Genomic DNA, 26,415 nt, shown 5'->3' with positions numbered 1-26,415 from the left:
CGAATGATTGGGCTTCGGCACAGGTCAAAGCTATCAGTTTCATTCATCAGCCCGGTCTGTACCCCAAAGAAAACCCCTCCCCAACCCCTCCCCACAAGGGGGAGGGACTTAAACTGCCGCACTCGCTTTCCAAATCTTCGGCGTTTCGGGATGGGCGGCGCAGGTGCCGCAGGTTAGCCCCTCCCACCTGTGGGGAGGGGTTGGGGAGGGGTCTTTTGAGGCCCGCCCGCGCGCTTCATTAAACGCGAAATGGCCGGGCGGGCGCCCGGCCATCTCATGCATGGCTTCCGGTCGGGAGAGAGCCGTCAGCCGATCTTGATGAGCTTGCCTTCCTTGACGGACAGGACCGCGGCATCGGCGAGTGCCAGCGCTGCGAGACCATCGGCGCCCGATGGAGAGATCTTGGTGCCCCTCTCGATCGCGGCGATGAAGCCGGCGATCTCGTTGGCATAGGCTTCGGTGTAACGGGTCATGAAGAAGTCATGCAGCGGCGGGCGGGTGTAGCCTTCGCCGTTTGCGACTTCGATGGAGACCGGCCGCTGGTTCTCGGCCGAGACGAGGCCCTTGGAACCATGCACCTCGATGCGCTGGTCATAGCCGTAGGTGGCGCGGCGGGAGTTGGAGATGACGGTCTGCTTGCCGGATTTCGTCTGCAGGATCACCGAGACGCTGTCATAGTCGCCGGCTTCGCCGATTGCCTTGTCGATGAGCACGGCGGCGGTCGCGAAAACCGACACCGGTTCCTCGCCGAGCAGGAAGCGAGCCATGTCGAAATCGTGGATCGTCATGTCGCGGAAGATGCCGCCCGAGCGCTTGATGTAATCGACCGGCGGGGCGCCGGGATCGCGCGAGGTGATCGTCACCATCTCGACATCGCCGATCTTGCCTTCGTCGATGACCTTGCGGACAGCCATGAAATGCGGATCGAAGCGGCGGTTGAAGCCGACCATCAGCTTGGCGCCGGTCTCTTCCACCACCTTGATGCAGGCCTTGACGCGGGCGACGTCGAGGTCGATCGGCTTTTCGCAGAAGATCGCCTTGCCGGCGCGGGCGAAGCGCTCGATCAGATCGGCATGGGTATCCGTCGGCGTGCAGATGACGACGGCGTCGATGTCCTTGGCTGCCTCGATCGCCTCGATGGTGCGGACCTCGCAGCCATAGGCGGAGGCGATGGCTTCAGCTGCCTGCGGAAAGGCGTCGGCGACCGCGACGAGCTTTGCATTGGCGTCGCCGCTGACAGCCTTCGCATGAACCTTGCCGATGCGGCCGGCGCCAAGAAGACCAAATCTCACTGTCATTCCAACCTCCCTTGAATTCGGAACAAATAAACCGAATTGTAAAATTTCTGGAATTTTCATTCCACCTTCTCTGCGTCGCGTCAAGGCCTCGGATCTTTCACATTTGCAAGATTCGACCCGGAGCATTTCCGGCTCGGATTGAAGCGTTCTGCTGGAGCCGGCTTGTCGAACATTCGATACCGTTTGAGCCAACAGAATACTTTAATCTGGCCAGGAAAGGCTTTAGAGACAAGCGCGGCACAGGCCGAGGGCAGTGCGACATATCCGAGCGCGGGGTAAAGATGCAGCTGATCGATCCGAACCATCCGGCATACCGGCGCCTCTGGGTGCGAGTTGCCATCGTTGCCGTCTGCTTTGGCTGGGCCGTGGTCGAGTTCGTCACCGGCGATCCGTTCTGGGGCGTGCTCGCGGGCGGGGCGGGCGCCTATTCCTTCTACATATTGTTCTGGACCTTCAAGCCGCAGCCACCAGCCACCGAGCCGGTCGTGCAGCCTGACGCCGAAGAAGAAGAAGAAGGGCCTGCTGCGACCGCTGAAAAGCCTTCCAAGGACGGGCAGGCGGAATAATCAGCGGGCGATTCGCCGCAGCGCTTCGTCGATCAGCATATTGGCGAGCATCATCCGCTTCGTCGCATTGTCGCGGAAGGGCAGGGTAACACCGTCGGATAATTGGCGCGGGTGAGGACGCGGCGCTTCTCAGGGAGTGTCGGCAGCTTACCGGCGCCTTTGAGAAGAAGGCCGAATAGTCGAAGCGTGCCGCGATCTTTCTGATGCGCGCCACGCTTGAGGTCTTTGTTTGATACGATCGCAAAACCGACGCACGGCTTCACGTGCAGCCAGCACGATCCCTGCGCATTCCCGTCCTGTCAGAGTGACAGTTCCTTGGCTTGCGCGTCGATCTTTTCGCAGGCATTCCCGAATGGATCGTGCAGCGGTACCAGCGGCGAAACGCCGAGCAGGAGAAGCGCTTTCAAATGTGACCAGCCACCTCCCAGCAACGGCGCAAAGGATGTCATCACGATGCGTTCCTTGCCATAGAGACGCTCGTACTCTGGAAAATTGCAGAAGTTCTCGTGATTGCTGTTCTTCAGATGGAAGGACTCGGCCTCAGCACCTTCGGCAAGGATAACTTCGTGCGTATCGAGCATGACGGCATAGTACTCGATCGATACGTCAGCGGCGGGAGTGACCGATGCAATCGTTTTACCGTTCACGAGGTCCTTCACCTGGATCAGAATGCCGTTCAGGTACAGCGCATGGCCAGGCGACAGATAGAGATCCGAGTGGGGTGTTTGCCCGTCCAGTGCGTGGTGGGAAACCCGGATCGGCACGACGTCGTTGGGCCAGCGCGCGCCGCTCTTCTTGAAACTTTGGCGGCCGACCCACTTTACCGGGCGGGTGCTGCCGTCAGGAAGGGCAACGCGATCGCCGATGCTGAGATTCTCGACAGGCTTCTCACCGCAATCCGTGAGGATCGCCGTTCCCCGCAGGAAGCAATTTGGGCCGCTCCCGCTGCCGCCACCACCACCACCTCCACCTGAGCCACCGCTCCCGCCAGAGCCTCCGTGTCCACCGGAGCCGCCCCGTCCCCAAAGCCGCCCCAGCGCGTTGGCCGGAGAGGTGGAAATTGCCGTGGCCAAGGCTGCCACGCCGGCAAGACGAGCACCAGCGGCTGCGGCTACGCCTAGAAAATGTCTGCGCGCATTGTTGCGCGGCAGCTTCGGATCTTCCGTAGATGACATGTTGGCGGTCTCCTGAGAACATTTGCACCACGCTATGTTACAACAGGTTGTATCGCATTCAATTTCGCTAAACAGCTACGGCCTACCGAAAAGGGAGTAGGCATGGTCTACTGGGGTCCCGAAATATGCTATTGCTGGTCGCAAAAAGCGGCACATTTCTCTGCTACCCGAGCGCGAAAGAATCAAACTGCGTGCCATGGGCACCTGTTGAATCGCGGGAAAAACAGCCCATATAGAGTTCGCGAATCGAGTCGGAAACGGCGGCTCTTCCAAAGCCTCGGAACTTTTGCCTGCGTTCGCGAGAAAGCTTCAGCTGTGCGGCAGCCGGCGCATCGCCTCGTCGATCAGCAGATTGGCGATCATCATGCGCCTGTTGGCATTGTCGCGGAAAAGCTCTGGGACTCCATCAGGATGATTGGCCTTGGCAAAGGCGCGCCGCTTCTCGTTCAGCGTCTGTTGGGTATCGGCGGCAGCGATCGCCAGTTCCGCAGCAATCTCTTCCGGAGCGATGCGGGCGAGATGGTCCGGCATGACGGGCTGGGGTGGAGGCGCAGCCGCCGGTGCCTCCGCGATCGCGGCGGCAGCATCAAGATCCAGATTGTCGAAATAGGCCTGGCCGACCCGTTGCGAGGCGGTCGAGACATCTTCCATGACATCGAAGGCCATGACATCGAAGGCAAGCCCGGTGCCGAGGCCGGAGACGCGATGGACGGCCGGCGCCCCGGCGTCTTCGTCCGTCTCGCCCTCCGCCTTCAGCCGCTCGAGGACTGATTGAAATACCGACTGTCCGAACAGCATGCGCTCCCTTTCGACGCGTGCATTAAAGGCGGGCAAGATGGCGCAGGGCTTGCGGGTGTCGTCAGCCGGCCTGCTTGCGGCTCTCCTCGAGGATGATGTCGTAGAGCAGCCTTGCACTCGGCGGCAGCGCCCGTTCCCTCGCCGTGATCATGCTGTAGGGCTTGACGTTGATGTCGAAATCGATCGGCAGCATGCGCACATCGGAGGCATTCGAGCCCTGGCTGGCCAGGAACTGGGCGACGTCGACGGCAACGGGAGCGATCGCATCGGTTTCGCAGACGATGGCGCAGGTGAGCAACAGCGAGGAGGTGTTGACGATGTTTTCGGGCAGCGCCACGCCGCGCGACAGGAAAACGTCCTCGATCGTGCGGCGCAGCAGCGTGCCCGGCGGCTGGAACACCCAGTCGTAATCCCTGACCTCTGAAAGGCTGCTCGTCTTCTGCTTCATAAGCGGGTGGCTGCTGCGCACGATCAGGCAAGCCCGCTCGATGCCGATCTCCGTCACCTCGAACAGGCGCGGATTGAGATCATCGGGAATGCGGCCGATGATGAAGTCATGGCGGGCGGCGAGCAGCTCGCGGGCAAGCACGTTGCTCGTCTCCACCTGGATGTTGATCTCGATGCCCGGATAGGCCTTGCGCACCTTGTTGATTGCCGGAACGACGAGGCTCATGGCCGGCGCCGTCACCGCGCCGATGAAGACCGACCCGCCCTTGCCGCTTTTCAATTCACCGATCTCGCGGCTCGCCTCGCGCAGCTCCAGGAGGATCTTGCGAGCCCTTCGGGCAAGCGCTGCGCCGAAGGTTGTCAGCACCACGCCGCGGGCCACCCGCTCATAGAGCGACGTCTTGGTAATCGATTCCATTTCGGACAACATCCGCGATGCGGCGGGCTGCGAAATGTTCAGAACGTCGGCTGCGGCGGAAATCTGTCCGCTATCTTCGATTGCGACGATCATGCGCAGGTGATTCAGCTTAAGTCCTGCACGTAAAAGGCTGTCATCGCCGAAATTATCGCTGTGGATATCGATGTGATCCATCGAAAATAGCTCGGAAACAATCGCCATGGTTGCAGCCTCCTCACTGCGCTCCATCAAAAGTAATACTTTTTAACGATATACCAAAATTGTTATGCATATTACCACTTATTCTATTTGACAGTTATAGGAATCCATACCAGTTTGCCGCCGTGTGCTGGTTGGCACTCAACACGTGTGAGATCGTGGAGGAGACCTACTTCGTTTCTCACCATCTGAAGTAACTATCCAATACGGAACCTGCCACAGTTTCGGGGCGGGCGATTTTTCGTCCGCCGTCTATTAACAAGGGAGAGAGAAATGAAATCCATTATCTCATTGATGGCTGCGGCCGCCTTCGGCGTCGCTTCGTTCGTTATGCCTGCCATGGCGCAGGACAAGGGGCTCGTGGGCATCGCGATGCCGACGAAGTCTTCGGCTCGCTGGATCGACGACGGCAACAACATCGTCAAGCAGCTCGAGGCCGCCGGCTACAAGACCGACCTGCAGTATGCTGACGACGATATTCCGAACCAGCTTTCGCAGATCGAAAACATGGTCACCAAGGGTGCCAAGGTTCTCGTCATCGCTTCGATCGACGGAACGACGCTTTCCGACGTTCTCCAGAAGGCTCATGACGCCAACATCAAGGTCATCGCCTATGACCGACTGATCCGCGACTCGGCCAACGTCGACTACTATGCGACGTTCGACAATTTCCAGGTCGGCGTTCTGCAGGCTGGTTCCATCGTTGACGCCCTCGGCCTCAAGGATGGCAAGGGCCCGTTCAACATCGAACTGTTCGGCGGCTCGCCGGACGACAACAACGCCTTCTTCTTCTATGATGGCGCAATGTCCGTCCTGCAGCCCTACATCGACAGCGGCAAGCTCGTCGTGAAGTCCGGCCAGACCGGCATGGACAAGGTCGGCACGCTGCGTTGGGACGCTGCAACGGCCCAAGCCCGCATGGACAACCTGCTCTCGGCCAACTACACCGACGCCAAGGTCGATGCCGTCCTGTCTCCCTATGACGGTCTGTCGATCGGCATCATCTCGTCGCTGAAGGGCGTCGGCTACGGCACTCCGGACCAGCCGCTCCCGGTTGTTTCCGGTCAGGACGCCGAAGTTCCGTCGGTCAAGTCGATCATTGCTGGCGAACAGCACTCGACGGTCTTCAAGGACACCCGCGAACTCGCCAAGGTCACTGTTGCCATGGTCGATGCCGTCATGTCCGGCAAGGAGCCCGAGGTCAACGATACGAAGACCTACGACAACGGCGTCAAGATCGTTCCGTCCTATCTGCTGAAGCCGGTTGCTGTCGACAAGACCAACTACAAGCAGATCCTCGTCGACGGCGGTTACTACACCGAAGACAAGCTGAAGTAATGAGAGGGACCGGAACCCGCGCTTGCGGGTTCCGGTCTTCGATTTTATGATCGCCCGGCCGCTCGACGGCCGGAGGCGCTGGAAGTTTGACTATGGACAATACCATCCTCGAAATGCGGAGCATCACCAAGACGTTCCCGGGCGTCAAGGCGCTGGAGAATGTGAACCTCAAGGTTCGCCAGGGTGAGATCCACGCGTTGGTAGGCGAAAACGGGGCCGGTAAATCGACCCTGATGAAAGTACTATCGGGCGTCTATCCGACGGGAAGCTATGAAGGCGACATCGTCTACGAAGGCGAGACGCGCAACTTCAAGGTCCTAAAGGACTCCGAAGAAATCGGCATCGTCATCATCCACCAGGAGCTGGCGCTCGTGCCGCTGCTGTCGATCGGCGAAAACATCTTCCTCGGCAACGAGAATGCCAAGAACGGCGTCATCAGCTGGGAAGAGACTTTCAACCGCACGAAGAAGCTGCTCACCAAGGTGGGCCTGCGGGAATCTCCGAACACGCTGGTCACCGACATCGGCGTCGGCAAGCAGCAGCTCGTCGAGATCGCCAAGGCGCTGTCGAAGAGCGTGAAGCTGCTCATCCTCGACGAGCCTACCGCTTCGCTCAATGAGAAGGACTCGGACGCGCTGCTCAATCTGCTGATCGAGTTCCGCAATCAGGGCATCACTTCGATCATCATTTCCCACAAGCTGAACGAGATCCGTAAGGTTGCCGACCAGATCACGGTGCTCCGCGACGGCATGACCGTCAAGACGCTCGACTGTCACACGGACGAGATCAGCGAAGACATCATCATCAAGAACATGGTGGGCCGAGATCTGGCCGACCGTTATCCGCCGCGTTCCGTGCCGATCGGCGAGACGATCTTCGAAGTGAAGAACTGGAACGCCTATCACCAGCAGCACCGCGACCGCCAGGTGCTGCACGACATCAACGTCAACGTCCGCAAGGGCGAGGTTGTCGGCATTGCCGGTCTCATGGGGGCTGGCCGCACCGAATTCGCCATGAGTGTTTTCGGCAAATCCTATGGCCACAAAGTCAGCGGCGAGGTCTTCGTCAATGGCAAGGCTGTCGATGTCAGCACTGTGCGCAAGGCGATCGACGCCGGTCTTGCCTATGTCACCGAGGACCGCAAGCAACTCGGTCTCGTGCTCAGCGACAGCATCCTGCACAATACGACGCTTGCCAACCTCAATGGGATTTCGAGCAATAGCGTCATCGACGACATCAAGGAGATGAGGGTCGCGACCGATTACCGGTCGAAGCTGCGCATCCGCTCCTCTGGCGTCTTCCAGGAAACGGTCAATCTTTCGGGCGGCAACCAGCAGAAGGTCGTGCTGTCGAAGTGGCTGTTTTCCGATCCCGATATTTTGATCCTCGACGAGCCGACCCGCGGCATCGACGTTGGCGCAAAGTACGAAATCTATACTATCATCAACCAGCTTGCCGCCGATGGAAAGGGCGTTCTGATGATCTCATCGGAAATGCCCGAACTGCTTGGCACATGTGACCGCATCTACGTGATGAACGAAGGACGCATCGTCGCCGAATTGCCGAAGGGAGAAGCAAGCCAGGAAACTATCATGCGCGCTATCATGCGCTCAGGGGAGAAGAGACAATGACTCCGGTCAACCCGACAACCGAGCACAGCAACGTCGTTTCCGTTGCCGATTATATCCGCGGCAATATTCGTGAATACGGCATGCTCATCGCACTCGTCGCGATCATGGTGTTCTTCCAGTTCTATACCGGCGGCATTCTCTTCAAGCCGGTAAACCTGACGAACCTTGTTCTGCAGAACTCCTTCATCGTCATCATGGCGCTCGGCATGCTGCTCGTCATCGTCGCCGGCCATATCGACCTGTCGGTGGGCTCGATCGTCGCCTTCGTCGGCGCGCTCGCGGCGATCTTCACCGTGTCATGGGGCATGAACTTCTGGCTTGCCGGCCTGATCTGCCTGATCGTGGGCGGCATCATCGGCGCGGCGCAGGGCTATTTCATCGCCTATCACCGCATCCCATCGTTCATCGTGACGCTTGCCGGTATGCTTGTTTTCCGCGGCCTGACGCTGACGGTTCTGAACGGCAAGAACATCGGTCCGTTCCCGAGGGAGTTCCAGGTTATCAGCACCGGCTTCCTGCCGGGCGGCATGATCGATATTGCAGGCACACCCGTGCAGTCGACCTCGCTGATCCTGACCGTGATCCTGCCTGTCATCCTCTTCTACCTCGCCTGGCGCCGCCGCAAGGTGAACGAAGACCACGGGATCGACGTCGAGCCGATGGGCTTCTTCATCGTCCAGAACATGGTCGTTTCGCTCGCCATCCTGTGGATCGGCTATCTGCTCTCCACCTATAAGGGCCTGCCGAACGTTCTCGTCGTCATGCTGGTGCTGATTGCGATCTATGCCTTCATCACCCGCCGGACCACGATCGGCCGTCGCATCTATGCCATGGGCGGCAATTCGAAGGCGACCAAGCTTTCAGGCATCAATACCGAGCGGCTGAGCTTCTACACCTTCGTCAATATGGGCGTGCTTGCAGGCCTTGCCGGCATGATCATCGCGCTGCGTCTGAACTCGGCAACGCCGAAGGCCGGCGTCGGTTTCGAGCTCGACGTCATTGCTGCCTGCTTCATCGGCGGCGCCTCGGCGTCCGGCGGCGTCGGCAAGATCACCGGTGCGGTCATCGGCGCGTTCATCATGGGCGTCATGAATAACGGTATGTCGATCGTCGGGCTCGGCATCGACTTCCAGCAGATGGTGAAGGGCCTCGTGCTTCTCGCCGCAGTGTTCTTCGACGTTTACAACAAGAACAAGGGCTGAGCGCCTCAAGGCGCCAGCCAGGCATTCGCAGCCTATGAATGATGGATTCCGGCTCCTGATGGAGCCGGACAGGCGGAGCTTTTTCCTGTCTTCGCCGAAACGAGAAGGATCGAAGACGTGCTTATTTCACAGATCAAGGGTGCAAACGGAGAGATCATCGTCGCCGTGCGTGAGCAGGGCGGCGCTGCAAGGTCGGTCAAGAACGCCGTCAGCGTCTATGCACTGGCGATGGAAGCCGCAGATGGCGGCAAGTCGCTTGCCTCGGTCATCGAAGCGCATGGCTACGGCGATGCCGTCGATCTTGAAAAGGCCTATGCGGAAGGCCGCTTCCTTCCGCCGATCACCCATCCAGATGCCGCGCACCTGCATCTGACCGGCACCGGCCTGACGCATTTGGGCTCGGCGGCAACGCGCGATTCCATGCACAAGAAGACCACTGAAGCCGCCGAGGAAACCCTCACGGACTCGATGAAGATGTTCAAGATGGGCCTCGAGAACGGCAAGCCGAAGGCCGGCGAAAAGGGCGTCCAGCCCGAATGGTTCTACAAGGGCAACGGCCATGGCGCCGCAGCCCCCGGCGCCCCGCTCATCTCGCCTTCCTTCGCGCTCGACGGCGGCGAGGAACCGGAGATGGCCGGCATCTACGTGATCGCCAAGGACGGCTCGCCCTTCCGTATCGGTTTTGCGCTGTCGAACGAATTTTCCGATCACGTCACCGAGCGGATCAACTATCTCTATCTCGCCCATTCGAAGCTGCGCCCGGCCAGCTTCGGCCCGGAAATCCGAGTCGGCGCGGCGCCTGAGGATATTCGCGGCACCTCGCGCATCAAGCGCGGCGACAAGGTGATCTTCGAAAAGCCGTTCCTGTCTGGTGAGGCGAACATGTCGCACACCTTTGCCAATCTGGAATATCACCATTTCAAATATGGCCTCTTCCGTGCTCCGGGCGATGTGCATGTCCATATGTTCGGCACGGCGACCCTTTCCTTTGCCGACGGCGTCAAGACCGAAGAGGGCGATGTCTTCGAGATCGAAGTTGCCGAATTCGGCCTGGCGCTCCGCAACCCGCTGAAGGTGGCCGCCGAGGAAGAGATCGCCGTCAGACAGCTCTGAATTCAAGACCTGGCCGCATTCGGTGGCCGGCTCTTTGCTCGTAGAAGGTAAAGGAGGCTTGTTAAGCCCATGACCATTTATCAAAACCTGATCGCCGGCGAATGGGTCGGCTCGAACGCGACGAAGAACATCAACCCGTCGGATACGAATGAGGTTGTCGGCCTCTATGCCGACGGCAGCGCTGATGACACGAGAAATGCCATTGCCGCCGCCAAGGCCGCCTTCCCAGCCTGGTCGCGCTCCGGCATCTGGGAGCGCCACGTCATCCTGAAGAAGACAGGCGACGAGATCATGGCGCGCAAGGATGAACTCGGTGCGCTGCTTGCGCGCGAAGAAGGCAAGACGCTGCCGGAGGCGACGGGCGAGGTGATCCGCGCTTCGCAGATCTTCGAGTTCTTCGCCGGTGAGGCGCTGAGGCTGGCCGGTGAGGTTCTCCCGTCGGTTCGCCCGAATATCGGCGTCGAGATCACCCGCGAGGCGCTCGGCGTCATCGGCATCATCACGCCGTGGAATTTCCCGATCGCCATTCCCGCTTGGAAGATCGCGCCGGCGCTCTGCTACGGCAACACCATCGTCTTCAAGCCGGCCGAACTGGTGCCCGGCTGTTCCTGGGCGATCGTCGATATTCTCAACCGCGCCGGCCTGCCGAAGGGCGTACTGAACCTCGTCATGGGCAAAGGCTCGGTCGTCGGCCAGGCCATGCTCGAAAGCCCCGACGTTCACGGCATCACGTTTACCGGTTCCACCGGTACCGGCAGGCGTGTCGCCGCCGCCTCGATCGAGCATAACCGCAAGTTCCAGCTGGAAATGGGCGGCAAGAACCCGATGGTCGTGCTCGACGATGCCGATCTCAACGTCGCCGTCGAGGCCGCCGCCAATTCCGGCTTCTTTTCCACCGGCCAGCGCTGCACTGCCTCCTCGCGGCTGATCGTCACCGAAGGCATTCACGACAAGTTCGTCGCAGCACTCACCGACAAGCTGAAGACGCTCGTCGTCGACAACGCGCTGAAGGCCGGCACCCATATCGGCCCTGTCGTCGATGAGCGGCAGCTGAAGACCGATACCGACTATATCGAGATCGGCAAGTCGGAAGGCGCCAAGCTCGCCTTCGGCGGCGAGTTGATCTCGCGCGACACGCCCGGCTTCTACCTGCAGCCGACGCTGTTTACCGAAGCGACCAACCAGATGCGCATTTCGCGCGAGGAGATCTTCGGACCTGTGGTCTCGTTGATCCGGGTGAAGGATTACGACGAGGCGCTGGCGACGGCCAACGACACGCCGTTCGGCCTTTCGGCCGGCATCGCCACGACCAGCCTGAAGCATGCCACGCACTTCAAGCGCAATTCCGAGGCCGGCATGGTGATGGTCAACCTGCCGACGGCAGGCGTCGATTTCCATGTGCCGTTCGGCGGCCGCAAGGGCTCGTCCTACGGCCCGCGCGAGCAGGGCAAGTATGCCGCCGAATTCTACACAACCGTCAAGACCGCCTACACCCTGGCTTGAGACAAGTGCGATAACCTGGGCCGTACGGGGCGGTCCGGCGATATCCTGAAGGATAGAGACGATGAAAAAGAAAGCGGAATGGCCGCGCAGGCTGAGGTCGCAGGAATGGTACGGCGGTACGAGCCGCGACGTGATTTATCACCGCGGCTGGCTTAAGAACCAGGGTTATCCGCACGACCTGTTCGACGGCCGGCCGGTGATCGGCATCCTCAACACCTGGTCGGATATGACCCCGTGCAACGGCCATCTCAGAGAACTCGCCGAGAAGGTGAAGGCGGGCGTATGGGAGGCCGGCGGCTTCCCGCTTGAGGTGCCGGTGTTCTCGGCATCCGAAAACACCTTCCGCCCGACCGCGATGATGTACCGCAACCTTGCCGCGCTCGCGGTGGAAGAGGCGATCCGCGGTCAGCCGATGGATGGCTGCGTATTGCTGGTCGGCTGCGACAAGACCACGCCGTCGCTGATCATGGGGGCGGCTTCCTGCGACCTGCCCTCGATCGTCGTCACAGGCGGACCGATGCTGAACGGCTATTTCCGTGGTGAGCGCGTCGGATCGGGCACGCATCTGTGGAAGTTTTCCGAAATGGTGAAGGCCGGCGAGATGACGCAGGCCGAATTCCTTGAGGCGGAAGCCTCGATGAGCCGTTCGTCGGGCACCTGCAACACCATGGGCACCGCCTCCACTATGGCTTCCATGGCCGAGGCGCTCGGCATGGCACTGTCAGGCAATGCGGCGATCCCGGGCGTCGATTCCCGCCGCAAGGTCATGGCGCAGCTGACCGGCCGGCGTATCGTGCAGATGGTCAAGGACGACCTGAAGCCCTCCGAGATCATGACGAAGCAAGCCTTCGAGAATGCCATCCGCACCAACGCGGCCATCGGTGGATCGACCAACGCCGTCATCCACCTGCTCGCCATCGCCGGCCGTGTCGGCATCGATCTTTCGCTTGACGACTGGGACCGCTGCGGCCGCGACGTCCCGACCATCGTCAACCTGATGCCGTCGGGCAAATACCTGATGGAGGAGTTCTTCTATGCCGGCGGCCTGCCGGTGGTGCTGAAGCGCCTCGGCGAGGCGGGCCTCCTGCACAAGGATGCGCTGACGGTATCCGGCGAAACCGTCTGGGACGAGGTCAAGGACGTCGTCAACTGGAATGAAGACGTTATCCTGCCGGCCGAAAAGGCGTTGACAGCTTCGGGCGGCATCGTCGTGCTGCGCGGCAACCTCGCGCCGAAGGGCGCGGTGCTGAAGCCTTCGGCGGCTTCGCCGCATCTGCTGGTGCACAAGGGCAGGGCTGTTGTCTTCGAGGATATCGATGACTACAAGGCTAAGATCAATGACGATAACCTCGACATCGACGAAACCTGCATCATGGTCATGAAGAACTGTGGGCCGAAGGGCTATCCCGGGATGGCCGAGGTCGGCAATATGGGGCTGCCGCCGAAGGTGCTGAAGAAGGGCATCCTCGATATGGTGCGCATTTCCGACGCCCGCATGTCCGGAACGGCCTACGGTACCGTCGTCCTGCACACCTCGCCGGAAGCGGCTGTCGGCGGGCCGCTGGCGGTCGTGAAAAACGGCGACATGATCGAGCTGGACGTGCCGAACCGTCGTCTGCATCTCGACATTTCCGAGGAAGAACTGGCAAGGCGGCTGGCCGAATGGCAGCCGAACCATGATCTGCCTACATCCGGCTATGCCTTCCTGCATCAGCAGCATGTCGAAGGGGCCGATACCGGCGCCGACCTCGACTTCCTCAAGGGATGTCGCGGAAACGCTGTCGGCAAGGACAGCCACTAGCGCGGTTCAATCCATAACGAGAAAAAGGCGGGGCACGACCCCGTCTTTTTCTTTGCACTTGTTCAATGTGGAAATGGCTCTCTATTCCGTACAGATGTACAGGAGATATAGTCATGTCCAAGACGGTCGGTGCGGCGGAGTTCAAGGCGAAATGCCTGAACCTTATCGACCAGATGGGGAAGGACGATGAATCTATCGTCATCACCAAACGCGGCAGGCCAGTTGCCGTGCTTTCGCCGGCACCTGGCCCCAGCAGACGCAGAAGTATCATCGGCGCGATGAAGGGCAGCGTATTGCGCTATGACGATCCGCTGTCTCCGGCAGTTGAACCCTCGGATTGGGACGCCGTTCGTTGATCGTCATCGATACGCATATCCTCGTTTGGGCAATGCAGGACGATGCACGCCTCGGTTCACAGGCCCGGCGCATTATCGACGAGATGACGGAGAGAAGCCGGATCCTGATTTCGGCGATTACGCCTTGGGAAATCGCGATGCTTGTGCAGAAAGGACGCCTGGCGCTCGGCGACGATGTGGGGCGATGGATCGACAGCGCGCTGTCTCTGCCCGGAATCCAGCTTGCACCGATTGAGCCCTCGATCACGATAGACAGTGTCCGGCTACCCGGCGAGTTTCATGCCGACCCCGCGGACCGCATCATCGCCGCTACGGCCCGTTTTCATCGCGTACCGTTGCTGACGGCCGACCAGGCGATCCTCAGCCACGGTGTGCGCGGTCACCTTCAGGTTCTTGCAGCGGGATAGGCTTTGGGTGGAGCCGAAATACACCAAGCGTCGCCCCAGACAAGGTTATGCCTGCGGCCTTAAAATCGAGTTAGTTTGTAACGAAAAATTGACAAACGGCAATTATGACGTGCGCCGCGTACCAGAAGTCGCGACGAACTCGGCAGCTACTCTATCGGCACCATCGTAGGGTGCGGTAAAGCTGTCTGTAGGCTCAGCTCTGGCTCTGGCTTTGCATCTGTCCGCCATCCTCGACCTTCACGGTGACCGACAGCGTTTCGCCCGGCGTGCCGATGCGCATGCCTGAAATCGGCGCGGCGTCGCGATAGCAGAGACCGGAGGCGACACGAATGTAGCGCGCATCCGGGCAGATCTCATTGGCGGGATCGAAGCCGACCCAGCCGAGGCCGGGAATATGGGCCTCGGCCCATGCATGGGTCGCAGCCTGTTCGATCTTTTCTTCCATCATCAAATAACCGGAGATGTAACGCGCCGGCACCTGCAGGGCGCGGGCAGCGGCGATGAAGATGTGCGCATGATCTTGGCAGACGCCGCTCTTCCTCTCCAGCGCCTGTTCGGCCGTCGTCTCGGTGTTGCTGGTGCCGGGCTTATAATCGACCGTCTCGTGGATCGCCGCCATCAGCGCATGCATGCGGGCAAGCTCATTGTCACCGCTGACGCCCTTGATGAGTTCCTTTACCAGCTTGCCGCCCTTGGTCAGCGGCGTGTCGCGTAGAAAGAGCCAAAGCGGGCAGAAACCGGTATGCGGGCCGGTGACGCCGTTATTGTCCTCGGTCTCGACTTCGCCTTCGGCCAGGATGCGCGTCACCTCCTGCTCGCCTTCCAGCGAGACGAGGTTGACGTGATTGCCGTACTGGTCGTCATATTCTACTTCCGGCGTGGCACCCTCGACGTTCAGGGCCCAGCCGAGCACTTTCTGTGCGGGGCTGGTCGGCGGCGTCAGCCGCAGCCTTTGCAGCGAGAACTGCGTCGGTCCGTCGTAGCGGTATTCGGTGAGGTGGCTGATCTTCAATCTCATATTGTTATCCGCTTATGCATAGAACCGGTAGCCGTCGGAAATTTCCGCGCCGAGCTTGTTGTTGCGCGAGACGAAATCCTCCAGGAACTCGTGCAGGCCCTGATCCATGATATCCCGGATCGCCCTCGTCTGCAGCGTGGTGCGGATTGAATCCGCGGTATCGTGGGCAGGGAGCCGCTCCTCGTAATTCTGGGCGAGATAGCCGAGATTGCTGACAATCTTCTCGTAGCAATAGGCAAGCGAGCGCGGCATCTGGACATTCAGCGTCAGGAAATCGGCGATGTTCATCGCCCGGTATTCGCCGTCATAGGCCCAGCTATAGGCGCGGTGCGCCGAGACCGAGCGCAGAATCGATTCCCACTGCACGTTGTCGAGGGAGGAGCCGACTGACGAAACCGAGGGCAGCAGCACGTAATATTTCACGTCGAGGATGCGGCTGGTATTGTCGGCCCGCTCGATGAAGGTGCCGATGCGGGCAAAATTATAGAGCTCGTTGCGCAGTGTCGAACCATGGAAGGCGCCGCGGATGAGCCCGGCGCGGCGCTTGATGACATCGATCACCTCTGGCATCTCGGCCGCCTTGACGCGCTTTTCGAGCAGCGACTTCAAGTCGATCCAGCATTCGTTGGTGGCCTCCCAGGTCTCACGCGTCAGCGCCGTGCGCACCATGCGGGCATTGTTGCGGCCCGAATCGATGCAAGACATGACGCTCGACGGATTGGTGTGATCGCGCAAGAGATAGTCGATCGCGTCGGCGTTGGTCAGCTTGTTGTGGCCTTCGTCATAAGCCTCGCGCACGCCCGCGCTTTGCAGCACGCCATCCCAATTGTCATCGCCAGTGCTGCTGCGGGTCAGCGACATACGCAACCCCGCATCGATCAGGCGGGCTATATTTTCGGCACGCTCGATGTAACGAAACATCCAGTAGAGGCCGTTTGCTGTTCTTCCGAGCATCAGTCCTCCAATACCCAAGTGTCTTTGGTGCCGCCGCCCTGGCTGGAATTGACCACCAGCGAGCCTTGCTTCAGCGCCACGCGGGTGAGCCCGCCCGGAATGATCTGTACCTTGTCGGATACAAGCACATAGGGGCGAAGGTCGACGTGGCGCGGCGCGATGCCCTTGTTGACGAGGATCGGCACGGTGGAGAGCGACAGCGTCGGCTGGGCGATGTAATTGTTCGGCTTGGCCTTCAGCTTCTCGGCGAAATCGGCACGCTCCTTCTTCGATGCAGTCGGGCCGACCAGCATGCCGTAGCCGCCGGAGCCGTGCACCTCCTTGACGACGAGGTCTTCCAGGTGTTCCAGCACATATTTCAGGCTGTCGGCTTCCGAACAGCGCCAGGTCGGCACGTTTTCGAGCAGCGCCTTGCGGCCGGTATAGAATTCGACGATCTCGGGCATATAGGAATAGATCGCCTTGTCGTCGCAAATGCCGGTGCCCGGCGCATTGGCGATGGTGATGTTGCCGGAGCGGTAGACATCCATGATGCCCGGAATGCCGAGCGCGGAATCGGAGCGGAAGGTCAGGGGGTCGAGGAAGTCGTCGTCGACACGGCGGTAGAGTACGTCGATCGCTTCGTAACCGCGTGTCGTCCTCATCTTCACCTTGCCGTCGATGACGCGCAGGTCCGCGCCCTCCACCAGTTCGACGCCCATCATGTCGGCGAGGAAGGAATGCTCGTAATAGGCGGAATTGTATATGCCCGGCGTCAGCACGGCGACACGCGGCTTGCCCTTGCAGCCGGGAGGGGCGAGCGAGGCGAGGCTCTGGCGCAGCAGGTAGGGATAATCCTCGACACGCTGCACCTTGTTCTCGTGGAAGAGTTCCGGGAACATCTGCATCATGGTTTCTCGGTTTTCCAGCATGTAGCTGACACCGGAGGGCGTGCGGGCATTATCCTCCAGCACGTAAAACTGGTCCTCGCCGGTGCGCACGATGTCGGTGCCGACGATGTGGGTGTAGACGCCGCCGGGCGGCCGGAAGCCGATCATTTCGGGGATGAAGGTGACGTTGTTCTCGATCAGTTCGCGCGGGATGCGGCCGGCGCGGATGATCTCCTGCTTGTGGTAGATATCGTCGAGAAAGGCGTTAAGCGCGATCACCCGCTGCTCGATGCCTTGCGCGAGCCTGCGCCATTCGCGGGCGGAGATGATGCGGGGAATGATGTCGAAGGGGATGAGTTTTTCGGAACTGTCGGCATGGCCGTAGACCGCGAAGGTGATGCCGGTCTTCCGGAAGATGTTTTCCGCATCGCGGGACTTGGCAATCAGATGCGCCCGATCTTGGCTGTTGTACCACTCGAAGTATTTTTCATAAGGCGGGCGAGGACTTTCGTCCCCGGTAATCATTTCATCAAATGCCAAAAGCGCGGCTCCCCTTTTTCTTCATTTGAATACAACGCAAATGGCAATGCAAGAACCATGCGCAGTTCGAGGAAAAGATTTTGCGCTGCGGGAAACGGGTGAAAATCTGGGCATTCTAAGTGATGCAGTGCGGCATGACGGATGGGGTGATCCCCAAGCTTGCGTAAAATCTGAGCATGTGATCGCTTTTCATTCGGTCAAGACGGTCGAATATGGTCACGCGCGTAGGGCTCCCCGCCCGCCCTCCGTGGTAAACGCCGGCTAGCGCGACCGCCACTAGGTCTCTGCCATCAGCGAAATTTCAAATAAACATCAACGCTTCGCCTTTGACGGCAGCCGCCGGGTGGGGCTATCAGCACGGCGACCCTTCTCTCCCGAGCCGCCCCATGTCCTTCGATCGCCTTGCCCCCGCCGTTTTCGTCCTGCTCTGGTCCACGGGCTGGGTGGTGGCGAAATACGCCTCGCTGCATTCCGAGCCCTTCACCTTTCTTTCGATACGTTACGCGCTGTCGGCGGCGGCATTCCTGGCACTCTGCCTGGTGGTGCGGGCGCAATGGCCGAACAGCCGGGCGACGGCGCTGCGCGCCGTCTATTCCGGCTTCTTCCTGCATGGTTTCTATCTCGCCGGTCTCTGGTGGGCGATCGCCAATGGCGTGCCGGCCGGCATATCGGGCATCATCGCAGCGCTGCAGCCGCTGTTGACGGCGATGGCAGCTCCCTTCCTCATCGGCGAGCGGCTGCAGCCGGCACAGAAGCTCGGCCTTGCCCTTGGCTTCGTCGGCATTGCCATCGCCATTTCGCCGAAGCTGCTTGATCCGGCGACCGCCGATCTCACGCATGCCGCCCTGCCGCTGGCGATCAACCTCGTCGCCATGGCGTCGGTCACCTACGGCACGCTCTATCAGAAGAAACACCTGCAATCCGGCGACCTTAGAACCATCGCGACCTTGCAATATATCGGCGCACTGATCCTCACCCTGCCGCTTTCGCTGATCCTCGAGCACCAGCATTTCGACGCCGCCGCGCAGGCCTATGGCGCGCTGGCCTGGTCGGTCTTCGGCTTGTCGATGGGCGGCGTCGGACTGCTGCTCTATCTGATCCGCCGGGGTCAGGTGTCACGCGCCGCCTCACTGATCTACCTGATGCCGCCAGCGGTTGCTCTCGAAGCCTTCATCGCCTTCGGGGAACCGCTGACCCTGCCGCTGATCGTCGGCACCGTGGTCGTCGTGACAGGCGTCTATCTCACGAACCGCAAGGCGTTCAGCGAGCATAGGTCCGCGGAGGCGTGATAATAAAAAGGCCGGAGATATCCCCGGCCTTTCTGATTTTCAATCGTTCGACGATCAGGCGCGTTCGCGGCGCTGCCCGCCACCGCTGCGGGAGCCGGAGCCACCGCGACGGTTGCCACTGTTGCCGTCGCGGCGCGGTTCGCCGGCCTGGGCCTGCTGCGGGCCGCGGTCCTCGCCATGCTTGCGGGCCGGGCGGCCGTGGGCATGGCGGCTGTTGCCGCGGTGATGACCGCTCGGCTCACCATTGGCATGGGCGCCGTGATGGGCCGGACGCTGCGGCTTTGCAGAGGCGCGGAAATCGGAGGTCGAGGTCAGATCATTGTCGGGGCCGAGATCCGGGGTAGTTTCACCGCGGCGCTGACCGCGGAAATCCTCGTTGCGGCTAGTCGGACGCTCCGGACGCGGACGACGCTCCTCGCCGCCGGCGCGGACTTCGCTGCCTTCACCTTCGCGGCGCGGGCGGCGTTCCTGACGGCCGCCGCGATGCTCCGAACGGTTCTGGTCGCCACGGCCTTCGCCACGACCCTGACCTTCGCGACCCTGGCCGCCATTGCGATTGCGGTTGTTGGCGTTGCCGTTGGCGCGACGGGGTCCGCCGCTGATGTTTGCCGGCGCTTCGCCGCTTGCGACAGTGATGTCGATGCCCATCAGGCGCTCTATATCACGCAGCAGCTTGGCTTCATCAGGGGCGCAGAAAGCGATGGCGATACCGTCGCGGCCGGCACGCGCCGTACGGCCGATGCGATGGACATAGGCGTCAGGCACTTCAGGCAGGTCGTAGTTGTAGACGTGGCTGACGGCCGGAATGTCGATGCCGCGGGCGGCGACGTCGGTGGCAATCAGCGTCTTGATGCTACCGTCGCGGAAGGCTTTCAGCGCCCGCTCGCGCTGACCCTGGCTCTTGTTGCCGTGGATCGAGGCGACGGAATAGCCGATGTTTTCGAGATGCTTCATCAGCTTCTCGGCACCGTGCTTGGTGCGCAGGAAGACCATGGCGCGGCCATCGGGGTTTTCGGTCAGCGACTTGCGGAGCAGCTCCGTCTTGTCGTTCTTGCCGGCGACGAAATGAACGTACTGCTCGACCTTGTCTGCAGCCTTACCTGGAGGCGTGACTTCGACCTTGACGGGATCGACGAGATATTCGCCGGCGAGATCGGCAATCGCCTTCGGCATGGTGGCCGAGAAAAGCATGGTCTGGCGCTTTTTCGGCACCATCTTGGCGATCTTGCGAAGATCATGCACGAAGCCGAGGTCGAGCATCTGATCGGCTTCGTCGAGCACGAGATAGCGAACCGCAGTCAGCGTGATCGCGCGGCGATTGATGAGGTCGAGCAGTCGGCCGGGCGTGGCGACGAGAATGTCGGTGCCCTTTTCAAGCTGAAGCTGCTGCTTGTTGATCGAGACGCCGCCGACGACGACATTGATGCGCAGCGACGACTTGCGGATGAACTTCTTCAGGCTCTCGGCGATCTGGTTCACCAGTTCGCGGGTCGGCGCAAGGATCAGCGTCCGCGTCGTGCGGTTGTCGGGGCGCCGTTCGTCGGCAAGCAGCTTTTCAATCAGCGGCAGGCCGAAAGCGGCCGTCTTGCCGGTGCCGGTCTGGGCAAGGCCGATCAGGTCGCGGCCTTCGAGGAGGAGGGGAATGGCATGTTCCTGGATCGGCGTCGGCGTTTCGATGCCGAGCTGGAACAAAGTAGCGACGATCGGCTTGGAGACACCAAGCGATTCAAAATTAGTCAAGGTATAACCTTTCGGGGCGCCACAATGACTATCGCCGGAACGCACCATGCGATCCGGTTTCATTCTGGCGTCAAGAACCCCGCGTGAAGTGGGAACTTGTGAGTTGGAAAAAGCTTTCCAGCGCTTCTGGCCGCTCATGGGAGTGCGGCACTCTATCGAAATGCGCTTTTGTCCCTTCTTCCTGCATCTGTATTTTTCAGCAGGGGCACGCTCACGCGGCGGCCGGAAGGGTGAAAGCTGACCCGCATTTGGGCTAGTTCGCGTGGAAAGTCAAGTGCAGTGCACAAGAAAGCCTCAGCCCGGGTCAGCTGAGGGCATGACGAGGACGAAGCTTTGCGATGCGGTCTCCGCGCCGTTGACGAGGATGGCGATGCGGTGTTTGCCGGGATAATAGCGCCGCGTGGTGATCGGCCGCATGGCGTGGCGGCGCTCAATCGCGTGGCTTTGCCCGGGAGCAAGCATTATCGTCTTGCATTTGAAGACCTTGGGCGAAAGTGAGCCATCGCCCTTCACGTGATGAATGGCGTAGTCGATCATCAGCGATTGCGTGATCTCGCCGGCATTCGTCACCCGGATTTCGAAATCCAGCCCTTCGCCGAACATCACCTCAGCATTCCTGAGCCGCAGTTCGCATTCGAGCGAAGCGGTGGCGGCGAAGCCGAAATTGGCGAGTGCCTGCGCGTGGCCTTTCTTCAGAAGCGTGCGCGAGGCATGTTTCAGCAGCCAGCGGCGTTCGGATGAAGCGCCGTCGATATGGCCGGCGATGAAGGCGGCGACCAGATCCGGGTGGTCCTTGGCGACGTCGTTCAGGCTGTTGGCCACGGATCGCCGCACATAATCCTCCGGATCATCCATCAGCGCGATCAGGATGGGCAGGATCGGCGCCGGATCCTTGACGAGCTGCGGCAGGCGCATCGCCCAGGGCAGGCGCGGCCGCGTTCCCTCGCTCGCCAGCCGGCGCACATGCTGGTCGGGATCGTCGAGCCAGCCGGAAATGATCGCCAGCGCGCGCTGCTGGTCGCGGTGGATAAAGGGTCGGATGCCGAATTCGGCGGTGAAATGCGGCGTCAGCGCCTTCAGGAGATCGAGACCGAGATCGAAATGATCAAGGCCGCATGCGGCGATGAACTGATTGACCGGCAGCAGCATCCAGCCGGAGAGCCCCGGCCTGCCGGCGGCAGGCAGGCTCGCCTTCAGAATAGCTGCGGCCTCCCGGAAATCGCCGGGGAGTGTTGCAAACAGCGCGTCGCGGATCAGGGCCGAGCGCTCCATCAGCTCCAGCGCGGTGAGGCCCTCGGTCGCCAGCATCACGAAGCGGCTTTTATCGAAAGTCGGCGCGTTGCCAGCAATGCGATCGGCCATATCACCGACCAATGCCTCATGCAGCAAGTTTTTGAGCGGTTCCGGCATGCTGGTCCTTCCTCTTTATGCCGCCGCCGCATGCCGGCCGCATAAGGGCAGCATGGTCTGCGAAAACATCTGGCGATTTGCTATCGGAGAATAGAGTGATCGCACCCACTCGATCATCGTGTGTAGATAGTGGTGTGTGCGTGTGTCGCGAGCTTTAGCGTATCGGTGCCGTCGATTTCCTTGGAATGAGGGTTGGGGCCGAGATCCGAATACGCTCGTCGGCAGGACTGTTGTCACCGGCAAGAAGATCAAGGGCGTTTGATGCAATTTGCTCGAACGGCACCCGCAACGTCGTCAGCGGCGTGGAGAGGTGGCTGACAATCGGAATGTCGTTATAGCCTACGATCGAGATGTCCTGCGGCACGGAAAGGCCAAGTTTCGTCAGTCCCGACAAGGCGCCGATGGCGGTATTGTCGTTGACCGCGAAAATAGCGGTTGGGCGCGGACTAAGGTGCATTAGGGTTTCGACGGCTACCGCACCGGACTCGATGCCGAATGTCGAGGGAATGATGTATGAGGGATCTGCATTCAATCCAGCCTCTTCCAGGGCGTGGCGGAAGCCCTCCACGCGGCCTCGCGAACTGGAGGCATAGGATGGACCGGCAATGACACCAATTTTGCGATGGCCGAGATCGAGGAGGTGGCGGGCCGCGAGGTAACCACCGAGCCTGTCGTCGCCGACCGACGAGAGGCTGTGGCCATCCGTCCGGAGCGCCAGGACATAGGGAATACCGCGTTTTGCCAGTTCGTCCGGAAAGTCATCGTCTTCCCGCGCCGTCGAAAGAATCAGACCATCGACACCGCGCTTCAGCAGAGACTCGGCCGCAAGCCGGTCTGCCTTTGGCTTGTCGTCGGTGGTTGCGACAATCGCGAAGCGGCCACTACGGCTGCAGGCCTTGGCCAGAGCTTCGTAAAGCATGGCCATGACCGTATCCGTCAGCCTGGGCACGATCACCCCGATTGTCATTGTGTTGCCGCGCCTAAGGCTCGCTGCAGAAACGTCCCGAACGTATCCCAGCTGTTCGGCAACCTTGCGCACGCGACGCGCGGTCTCGCTGTCGGAGCGGGGAAGCCTTTCGTCGAGAATGCGGGACACGGTAGACTTGGAGACGCCGGCCGCGGCAGCGACGCCGTGAATAGTGACGCGGGTCTGCCCCGGAACTTCATCCGTCTTTGAATTCATTGAGCCTTTTCCATTCGAGTCGGCAATCGGCCGCCACTGTCCAGCATGCACCAAAAAAGATATTGACTCCAGAGAATTCGAGAACGATAGTGGGAACGTTCCCGTAAACGATCCTATACCGATCGCGAGCGAACCGCGATTGCACGAAGGAGGAGACCAAATATGCAACCGATGGATATGCGCGGGCTGAGCCCGGCCCCCGTTACCGCTTTCACCCGCGACGGTGAAATTGATCACAAAGCCAACGCCAAAATCGCCAAATGGCTGGTCTCGATGGAGGACGTCAAAAGCCTCGTCATCCTCGGCCATGCCGGCGAGGGCACCTTCCTCACGGAAGAAGAGCGCCTTGCTCTCATCCGCACCTATGTCGAAGCGGTCGACGGTGCCGTTCCGATCATTGCCGGGATTACCGGTGAAGGCACGAGGGTCGCCGCTGAAGAGGCCAGGAAATGCAAGGCGGCTGGTGCCACCGGCGCACTCGTCTATCCGAACCACGGCTGGCTGCGTTTCGGCTTTCAGAAGGGAGCGCCTCAGGATCGCTACAAGGCAATCTGGCAGGAGTCTGGCCTCCAGTGCATCCTGTTCCAATATCCCGACGCCACCAAGGCATCATACGACCTGGATACACAGCTTGCGATTGCCACACAGGAAGGCGTCGTCGCCACCAAGAACGGCGTGCGCAATATGAAGCGCTGGTATGTCGAAATTCCGGAGCTGAAGAAAGCCAATCCAAAGCTGCAGGTTCTGAGCTGCCATGATGAATGGCTGCTGCCAACCATGTTCGATGTCGACGGTCTGCTCGTCGGTTATGGCAATATCGCGCCCGAACTGCTGATCGACCTGATCAAAGCTGGCAAGGCGCAGGACTATCCGGAAGCGCGCAAGATCTTCGAACGCCTCCTTCCGGTGACGCGTGCCGTCTATCACCGCGGCTCTCACATGGAAGGCACCGTGGCCCTGAAACTCGGCCTTGTCCACCGTGGTATCCTCGATCACGCCACGATCCGCGAGCCGCTGAAGAACCTTGGCGAAAAGGCCGAAGCAGAGATCTTTGCTGCCTTCGACGCCGCCGGTATTGGCCGCGTTGACCAGTTGCTGGCTGCCGAGTGACCTCTTGACGCCCCTGCGCAGGTCGCAGGGGCGCATTCCTAAGGGGAGGAAACCATGGAAACCCGCCGAGGCAGACTTGAACGTCTTTGAAGGCCATTGCTCTGACAGGACGAACTGACGCGCAGTAGCAACCATCAAGCAGGAGCGCCCCCGGCTGGGAGAGTGGTAGGCCACGGGGCGAGAAGGAGGAACCAATGAATGTCATGCAGCCTATGCCGGACGAGATGGCGAATGCCGCTGATCCTCAGGCCGAAATCAGCGCTCGTCTGGAGCGCCTTCCCATCACCCGCGAGGTATTCTGGGCGCGCAATATCATCGGCGCCGCAACGTTCTTCGACGGCTACACGGTCATCGCCATCGCTTATGCCATGCCCGTCCTCGTCCGCGAGTGGGGCCTGACGCCTTCACAGACAGGCATGATCCTGTCGATGGGCTATCTGGGGCAGTTGATCGGTGCGATCCTGTTTGGCTGGCTCGCCGAGAAGATCGGCCGGCTGAAAGTTCTTCTGTTCACCATCCTGCTGTTCGTCAGCATGGATGTCGCATGCCTGTTTGCTGCCGGGGCCGGCATGATGATGGCCTTCCGTTTCGTCCAGGGGATCGGCACCGGCGGTGAGGTCCCGGTCGCCAGCGCCTATATCAACGAGTTGATCGGATCAAAGGGGCGGGGCAAGTTCTTCCTCCTCTATGAGGTCATGTTCCTGCTGGGCCTCGTCGGCGCCGGGCTGATCGGCTACTTCATGGTACCGGTTTACGGCTGGAAGGCGATGTTCGTCGTCGGTCTCGTTCCGGCAATCATCATGGTTCCTCTGCGCTGGTTCCTGAAGGAATCACCGCGTTGGCTAGCTGCCAACGGCCGCTATGGCGAAGCAAACGCTATCGTCACCCGCATGGAAGAAAGTGCTCGTGCAGCCGGCAAGGAATTGCCCGAACCGAAGCTCATCCAAGCGCCGGTCCACCGCAAGTCGGACTGGCGCGAGCTTTTCCAGGGCGTCTACTTGAAGCGGACGCTTTCCATCTGGGCCATGTGGTTCACCGCCTATACGGTCGCCAACGGTACGATCACCTGGCTGCCAACCCTGTATCGACAGGTCTTCAACCTGCCGCTTCAAACCAGCATCTTTTATGGTTTCCTGACATCAGTCGGAGGCGTAATCGCCGCTGTGATCTGCGCGCTGCTCATCGACAAGGTGGGACGCAAGCGCTGGTATACGGGGGCGCTGCTTCTCGCTCCCGTGCCGCTGCTGGCTCTCGCATGGCTCGGCGCGACCTCTCCCATTCAGGTTTTGGTTCTAGCCGGTCTCGCTTATGCGATCGTTCAGACCGTCACATTCTCCCTTTACCTGTACTCGGCAGAGATCTACCCGACGCGCCTCAGGGCATTGGGAACCGGAACCGGCAGTGCCTGGCTTCGCCTGGGATCATCGGCCGGCCCGATCCTCGTCGGTACGGTGATGTCTTCCATGGGCATCCAGTATGTCTTTGCGAGCTTCGCAGCCATTCTGATCGTCGGTGCAATCATCACGATGTTGTTTGCGGTAGAAACCAAGGACCGCGTACTGGAGGAACTTTCTCCGTAACGGTTGAAAATACGGTCTGATCGGCTTTGATCTGGCGGATGAAAATCCGCCAGTTTCATTTGGTCGTCGTTGAGGGCACTGGGTCGGCGCCGCCGGGGGAGCAAGCGGCGCCGGATGCGGTTTTCGCTATCGCTGGCAGACTTTGACGCGATAGGGATTGCCCCAATCGTCGTGCAACCATTCGAAGTGGCAATAGTCCGGCCGGTAATAGGTCCGGTAAACGGGGTAGGGACGGTAAGCGGGATAGACGGGATAGGCCGGGTAGGCGGGACGGGCGGCCTCCGACAGCAGGGCGCCACCGACGACGCCAGCGGCAAGGCCGCCCCAGAAGGCATCGCGTGGACGGGCATCGGCGGTGGTGGCGGTGGCGAGCGAGGCGCCGGCAAAGGTCAGCGCGATCAGGCCCGTCGCCATGGTCTTATGAAGAACGGACATGGTATTTTCCTTTCATGGGCATGGCTTCCATAAAGC

Annotated in this window: 23 protein-coding genes; 12 read left to right on the top strand and 11 right to left on the bottom strand. The window is 60.6% G+C overall.

Going from position 1 to position 26,415, the window contains the following annotated elements:
- Window positions 1-305: 305 nt before the first annotated feature.
- Window positions 306-1,298 (bottom strand): inositol 2-dehydrogenase, encoded by a 993-nt coding sequence (iolG, locus tag RWK44_RS08880; RefSeq protein ID WP_316028691.1) that lies wholly within the window; start codon window positions 1,296-1,298, stop codon window positions 306-308.
- Between the two features lie 281 nt (window positions 1,299-1,579).
- Between iolG and RWK44_RS08875 the strand changes: the two genes are divergently transcribed.
- Window positions 1,580-1,864, top strand: a complete 285-nt coding sequence (locus tag RWK44_RS08875) for a hypothetical protein (protein ID WP_027664007.1) — start codon at window positions 1,580-1,582, stop codon at window positions 1,862-1,864.
- A 299-nt stretch (window positions 1,865-2,163) separates the two neighbouring features.
- Here RWK44_RS08875 and RWK44_RS08870 read toward each other — a convergent pair whose 3' ends face one another.
- From RWK44_RS08870 to RWK44_RS08860, 3 genes are all read right to left on the bottom strand, one after another.
- Window positions 2,164-3,039 (bottom strand): Hint domain-containing protein, encoded by an 876-nt coding sequence (locus tag RWK44_RS08870; RefSeq protein ID WP_316028690.1) that lies wholly within the window; start codon window positions 3,037-3,039, stop codon window positions 2,164-2,166.
- A 309-nt stretch (window positions 3,040-3,348) separates the two neighbouring features.
- Entirely contained in the window at window positions 3,349-3,837 is a 489-nt protein-coding gene (locus tag RWK44_RS08865) for a hypothetical protein (protein WP_222000756.1), read from the bottom strand.
- 61 nt (window positions 3,838-3,898) lie between these two features.
- Window positions 3,899-4,903, bottom strand: coding sequence for a LysR family transcriptional regulator (locus tag RWK44_RS08860; protein WP_131664515.1), 1,005 nt, complete (start codon window positions 4,901-4,903; stop codon window positions 3,899-3,901).
- 270 nt (window positions 4,904-5,173) lie between these two features.
- Here RWK44_RS08860 and chvE point away from each other — a divergent pair, with 270 nt between their 5' ends.
- From chvE to RWK44_RS08820, 8 genes are all read left to right on the top strand, one after another.
- The gene (gene chvE / locus RWK44_RS08855) at window positions 5,174-6,238 is read left to right on the top strand and encodes a multiple monosaccharide ABC transporter substrate-binding protein (protein ID WP_020051228.1); all 1,065 of its coding nucleotides are present in this window, start codon (window positions 5,174-5,176) and stop codon (window positions 6,236-6,238) included.
- Between the two features lie 92 nt (window positions 6,239-6,330).
- Window positions 6,331-7,869: a multiple monosaccharide ABC transporter ATP-binding protein gene (gene mmsA / locus RWK44_RS08850; protein ID WP_029872334.1), complete on the top strand. Its 1,539-nt coding sequence runs from the start codon at window positions 6,331-6,333 to the stop codon at window positions 7,867-7,869.
- Entirely contained in the window at window positions 7,866-9,071 is a 1,206-nt protein-coding gene (gene mmsB, locus RWK44_RS08845) for a multiple monosaccharide ABC transporter permease (protein ID WP_077979000.1), read from the top strand. The genes mmsA and mmsB overlap by 4 nt, the downstream gene beginning before the upstream one ends.
- Window positions 9,072-9,188: 117 nt before the next feature.
- A complete protein-coding gene (araD1, locus tag RWK44_RS08840) occupies window positions 9,189-10,184 on the top strand; it encodes an AraD1 family protein (protein ID WP_011653084.1) in 996 nt (331 codons plus the stop codon).
- 69 nt (window positions 10,185-10,253) lie between these two features.
- Window positions 10,254-11,687, top strand: coding sequence for an aldehyde dehydrogenase family protein (locus RWK44_RS08835; RefSeq protein WP_131664516.1), 1,434 nt, complete (start codon window positions 10,254-10,256; stop codon window positions 11,685-11,687).
- A 61-nt stretch (window positions 11,688-11,748) separates the two neighbouring features.
- Window positions 11,749-13,488: an L-arabinonate dehydratase gene (gene araD / locus RWK44_RS08830; RefSeq protein ID WP_020051223.1), complete on the top strand. Its 1,740-nt coding sequence runs from the start codon at window positions 11,749-11,751 to the stop codon at window positions 13,486-13,488.
- A 113-nt stretch (window positions 13,489-13,601) separates the two neighbouring features.
- Window positions 13,602-13,844, top strand: a complete 243-nt coding sequence (locus tag RWK44_RS08825; RefSeq protein WP_168284952.1) for a type II toxin-antitoxin system Phd/YefM family antitoxin — start codon at window positions 13,602-13,604, stop codon at window positions 13,842-13,844.
- Window positions 13,841-14,251, top strand: a complete 411-nt coding sequence (locus RWK44_RS08820; protein ID WP_316028689.1) for a type II toxin-antitoxin system VapC family toxin — start codon at window positions 13,841-13,843, stop codon at window positions 14,249-14,251. Before RWK44_RS08825 ends, RWK44_RS08820 begins: the two co-directional genes overlap by 4 nt.
- A gap of 193 nt (window positions 14,252-14,444) precedes the next feature.
- On the opposite strand, the gene RWK44_RS08815 is transcribed toward RWK44_RS08820, so the two are convergent.
- The 3 genes from RWK44_RS08815 to RWK44_RS08805 are packed head-to-tail and all read right to left on the bottom strand — an operon-like array spanning window position 14,445 to window position 17,632.
- Window positions 14,445-15,269 (bottom strand): transglutaminase family protein, encoded by an 825-nt coding sequence (locus RWK44_RS08815; protein ID WP_020051220.1) that lies wholly within the window; start codon window positions 15,267-15,269, stop codon window positions 14,445-14,447.
- A 12-nt stretch (window positions 15,270-15,281) separates the two neighbouring features.
- Window positions 15,282-16,223, bottom strand: coding sequence for an alpha-E domain-containing protein (locus RWK44_RS08810; RefSeq protein ID WP_020051219.1), 942 nt, complete (start codon window positions 16,221-16,223; stop codon window positions 15,282-15,284).
- Window positions 16,223-17,632, bottom strand: coding sequence for a circularly permuted type 2 ATP-grasp protein (locus RWK44_RS08805; protein WP_064247914.1), 1,410 nt, complete (start codon window positions 17,630-17,632; stop codon window positions 16,223-16,225). Before RWK44_RS08805 ends, RWK44_RS08810 begins: the two co-directional genes overlap by 1 nt.
- Before the next feature lie 386 nt (window positions 17,633-18,018).
- On the opposite strand from RWK44_RS08805, the gene RWK44_RS08800 reads away from it, so the two are divergent.
- Entirely contained in the window at window positions 18,019-18,921 is a 903-nt protein-coding gene (locus RWK44_RS08800) for a DMT family transporter (protein ID WP_168284950.1), read from the top strand.
- A 54-nt stretch (window positions 18,922-18,975) separates the two neighbouring features.
- On the opposite strand, the gene RWK44_RS08795 is transcribed toward RWK44_RS08800, so the two are convergent.
- From RWK44_RS08795 to RWK44_RS08785, 3 genes are all read right to left on the bottom strand, one after another.
- Window positions 18,976-20,709 carry a DEAD/DEAH box helicase gene (locus tag RWK44_RS08795; protein WP_168284960.1) on the bottom strand — a complete coding sequence of 578 codons (1,734 nt, stop codon included), beginning with the start codon at window positions 20,707-20,709 and terminating at the stop codon, window positions 18,976-18,978.
- A gap of 246 nt (window positions 20,710-20,955) precedes the next feature.
- Window positions 20,956-22,071 (bottom strand): DNA alkylation repair protein, encoded by a 1,116-nt coding sequence (locus tag RWK44_RS08790; protein WP_316028688.1) that lies wholly within the window; start codon window positions 22,069-22,071, stop codon window positions 20,956-20,958.
- Between the two features lie 154 nt (window positions 22,072-22,225).
- Window positions 22,226-23,254: a LacI family DNA-binding transcriptional regulator gene (locus RWK44_RS08785; RefSeq protein WP_131664520.1), complete on the bottom strand. Its 1,029-nt coding sequence runs from the start codon at window positions 23,252-23,254 to the stop codon at window positions 22,226-22,228.
- Between the two features lie 162 nt (window positions 23,255-23,416).
- Here RWK44_RS08785 and RWK44_RS08780 point away from each other — a divergent pair, with 162 nt between their 5' ends.
- Both RWK44_RS08780 and RWK44_RS08775 read left to right on the top strand, forming a co-directional pair.
- The gene (locus RWK44_RS08780; RefSeq protein WP_222000759.1) at window positions 23,417-24,364 is read left to right on the top strand and encodes a dihydrodipicolinate synthase family protein; all 948 of its coding nucleotides are present in this window, start codon (window positions 23,417-23,419) and stop codon (window positions 24,362-24,364) included.
- Between the two features lie 194 nt (window positions 24,365-24,558).
- A complete protein-coding gene (locus RWK44_RS08775) occupies window positions 24,559-25,944 on the top strand; it encodes an MFS transporter (RefSeq protein ID WP_316028687.1) in 1,386 nt (461 codons plus the stop codon).
- Window positions 25,945-26,070: 126 nt separating this feature from the next.
- On the opposite strand, the gene RWK44_RS08770 is transcribed toward RWK44_RS08775, so the two are convergent.
- The gene (locus tag RWK44_RS08770; protein ID WP_168330357.1) at window positions 26,071-26,379 is read right to left on the bottom strand and encodes a hypothetical protein; all 309 of its coding nucleotides are present in this window, start codon (window positions 26,377-26,379) and stop codon (window positions 26,071-26,073) included.
- Window positions 26,380-26,415: the final 36 nt, after the last annotated feature.

The sequence above is a fragment of the Rhizobium sp. 25PS6 genome (assembly GCF_032464655.1).
GTDB classification, from domain to species: domain Bacteria; phylum Pseudomonadota; class Alphaproteobacteria; order Rhizobiales; family Rhizobiaceae; genus Rhizobium; species Rhizobium laguerreae.
Note: the sequence above shows the minus strand (reverse complement) of the source record. Positions and strands in the feature narration are given on the sequence as shown.

Coding starts and splice junctions, on each gene's coding strand:
- iolG (WP_316028691.1), bottom strand. CDS start 1,298: ATGACAGTGAGATTTGGTCTTCTTGGCGCCGGCCGCATCGGCAAGGTT.
- RWK44_RS08875 (WP_027664007.1), top strand. CDS start 1,580: ATGCAGCTGATCGATCCGAACCATCCGGCATACCGGCGCCTCTGGGTG.
- RWK44_RS08870 (WP_316028690.1), bottom strand. CDS start 3,039: ATGTCATCTACGGAAGATCCGAAGCTGCCGCGCAACAATGCGCGCAGA.
- RWK44_RS08865 (WP_222000756.1), bottom strand. CDS start 3,837: ATGCTGTTCGGACAGTCGGTATTTCAATCAGTCCTCGAGCGGCTGAAG.
- RWK44_RS08860 (WP_131664515.1), bottom strand. CDS start 4,903: ATGGCGATTGTTTCCGAGCTATTTTCGATGGATCACATCGATATCCAC.
- chvE (WP_020051228.1), top strand. CDS start 5,174: ATGAAATCCATTATCTCATTGATGGCTGCGGCCGCCTTCGGCGTCGCT.
- mmsA (WP_029872334.1), top strand. CDS start 6,331: ATGGACAATACCATCCTCGAAATGCGGAGCATCACCAAGACGTTCCCG.
- mmsB (WP_077979000.1), top strand. CDS start 7,866: ATGACTCCGGTCAACCCGACAACCGAGCACAGCAACGTCGTTTCCGTT.
- RWK44_RS08835 (WP_131664516.1), top strand. CDS start 10,254: ATGACCATTTATCAAAACCTGATCGCCGGCGAATGGGTCGGCTCGAAC.
- araD (WP_020051223.1), top strand. CDS start 11,749: ATGAAAAAGAAAGCGGAATGGCCGCGCAGGCTGAGGTCGCAGGAATGG.
- RWK44_RS08825 (WP_168284952.1), top strand. CDS start 13,602: ATGTCCAAGACGGTCGGTGCGGCGGAGTTCAAGGCGAAATGCCTGAAC.
- RWK44_RS08815 (WP_020051220.1), bottom strand. CDS start 15,269: ATGAGATTGAAGATCAGCCACCTCACCGAATACCGCTACGACGGACCG.
- RWK44_RS08810 (WP_020051219.1), bottom strand. CDS start 16,223: ATGCTCGGAAGAACAGCAAACGGCCTCTACTGGATGTTTCGTTACATC.
- RWK44_RS08800 (WP_168284950.1), top strand. CDS start 18,019: ATGTCCTTCGATCGCCTTGCCCCCGCCGTTTTCGTCCTGCTCTGGTCC.
- RWK44_RS08795 (WP_168284960.1), bottom strand. CDS start 20,709: ATGGTGCGTTCCGGCGATAGTCATTGTGGCGCCCCGAAAGGTTATACC.
- RWK44_RS08790 (WP_316028688.1), bottom strand. CDS start 22,071: ATGCCGGAACCGCTCAAAAACTTGCTGCATGAGGCATTGGTCGGTGAT.
- RWK44_RS08785 (WP_131664520.1), bottom strand. CDS start 23,254: ATGAATTCAAAGACGGATGAAGTTCCGGGGCAGACCCGCGTCACTATT.
- RWK44_RS08780 (WP_222000759.1), top strand. CDS start 23,417: ATGCAACCGATGGATATGCGCGGGCTGAGCCCGGCCCCCGTTACCGCT.
- RWK44_RS08775 (WP_316028687.1), top strand. CDS start 24,559: ATGAATGTCATGCAGCCTATGCCGGACGAGATGGCGAATGCCGCTGAT.
- RWK44_RS08770 (WP_168330357.1), bottom strand. CDS start 26,379: ATGTCCGTTCTTCATAAGACCATGGCGACGGGCCTGATCGCGCTGACC.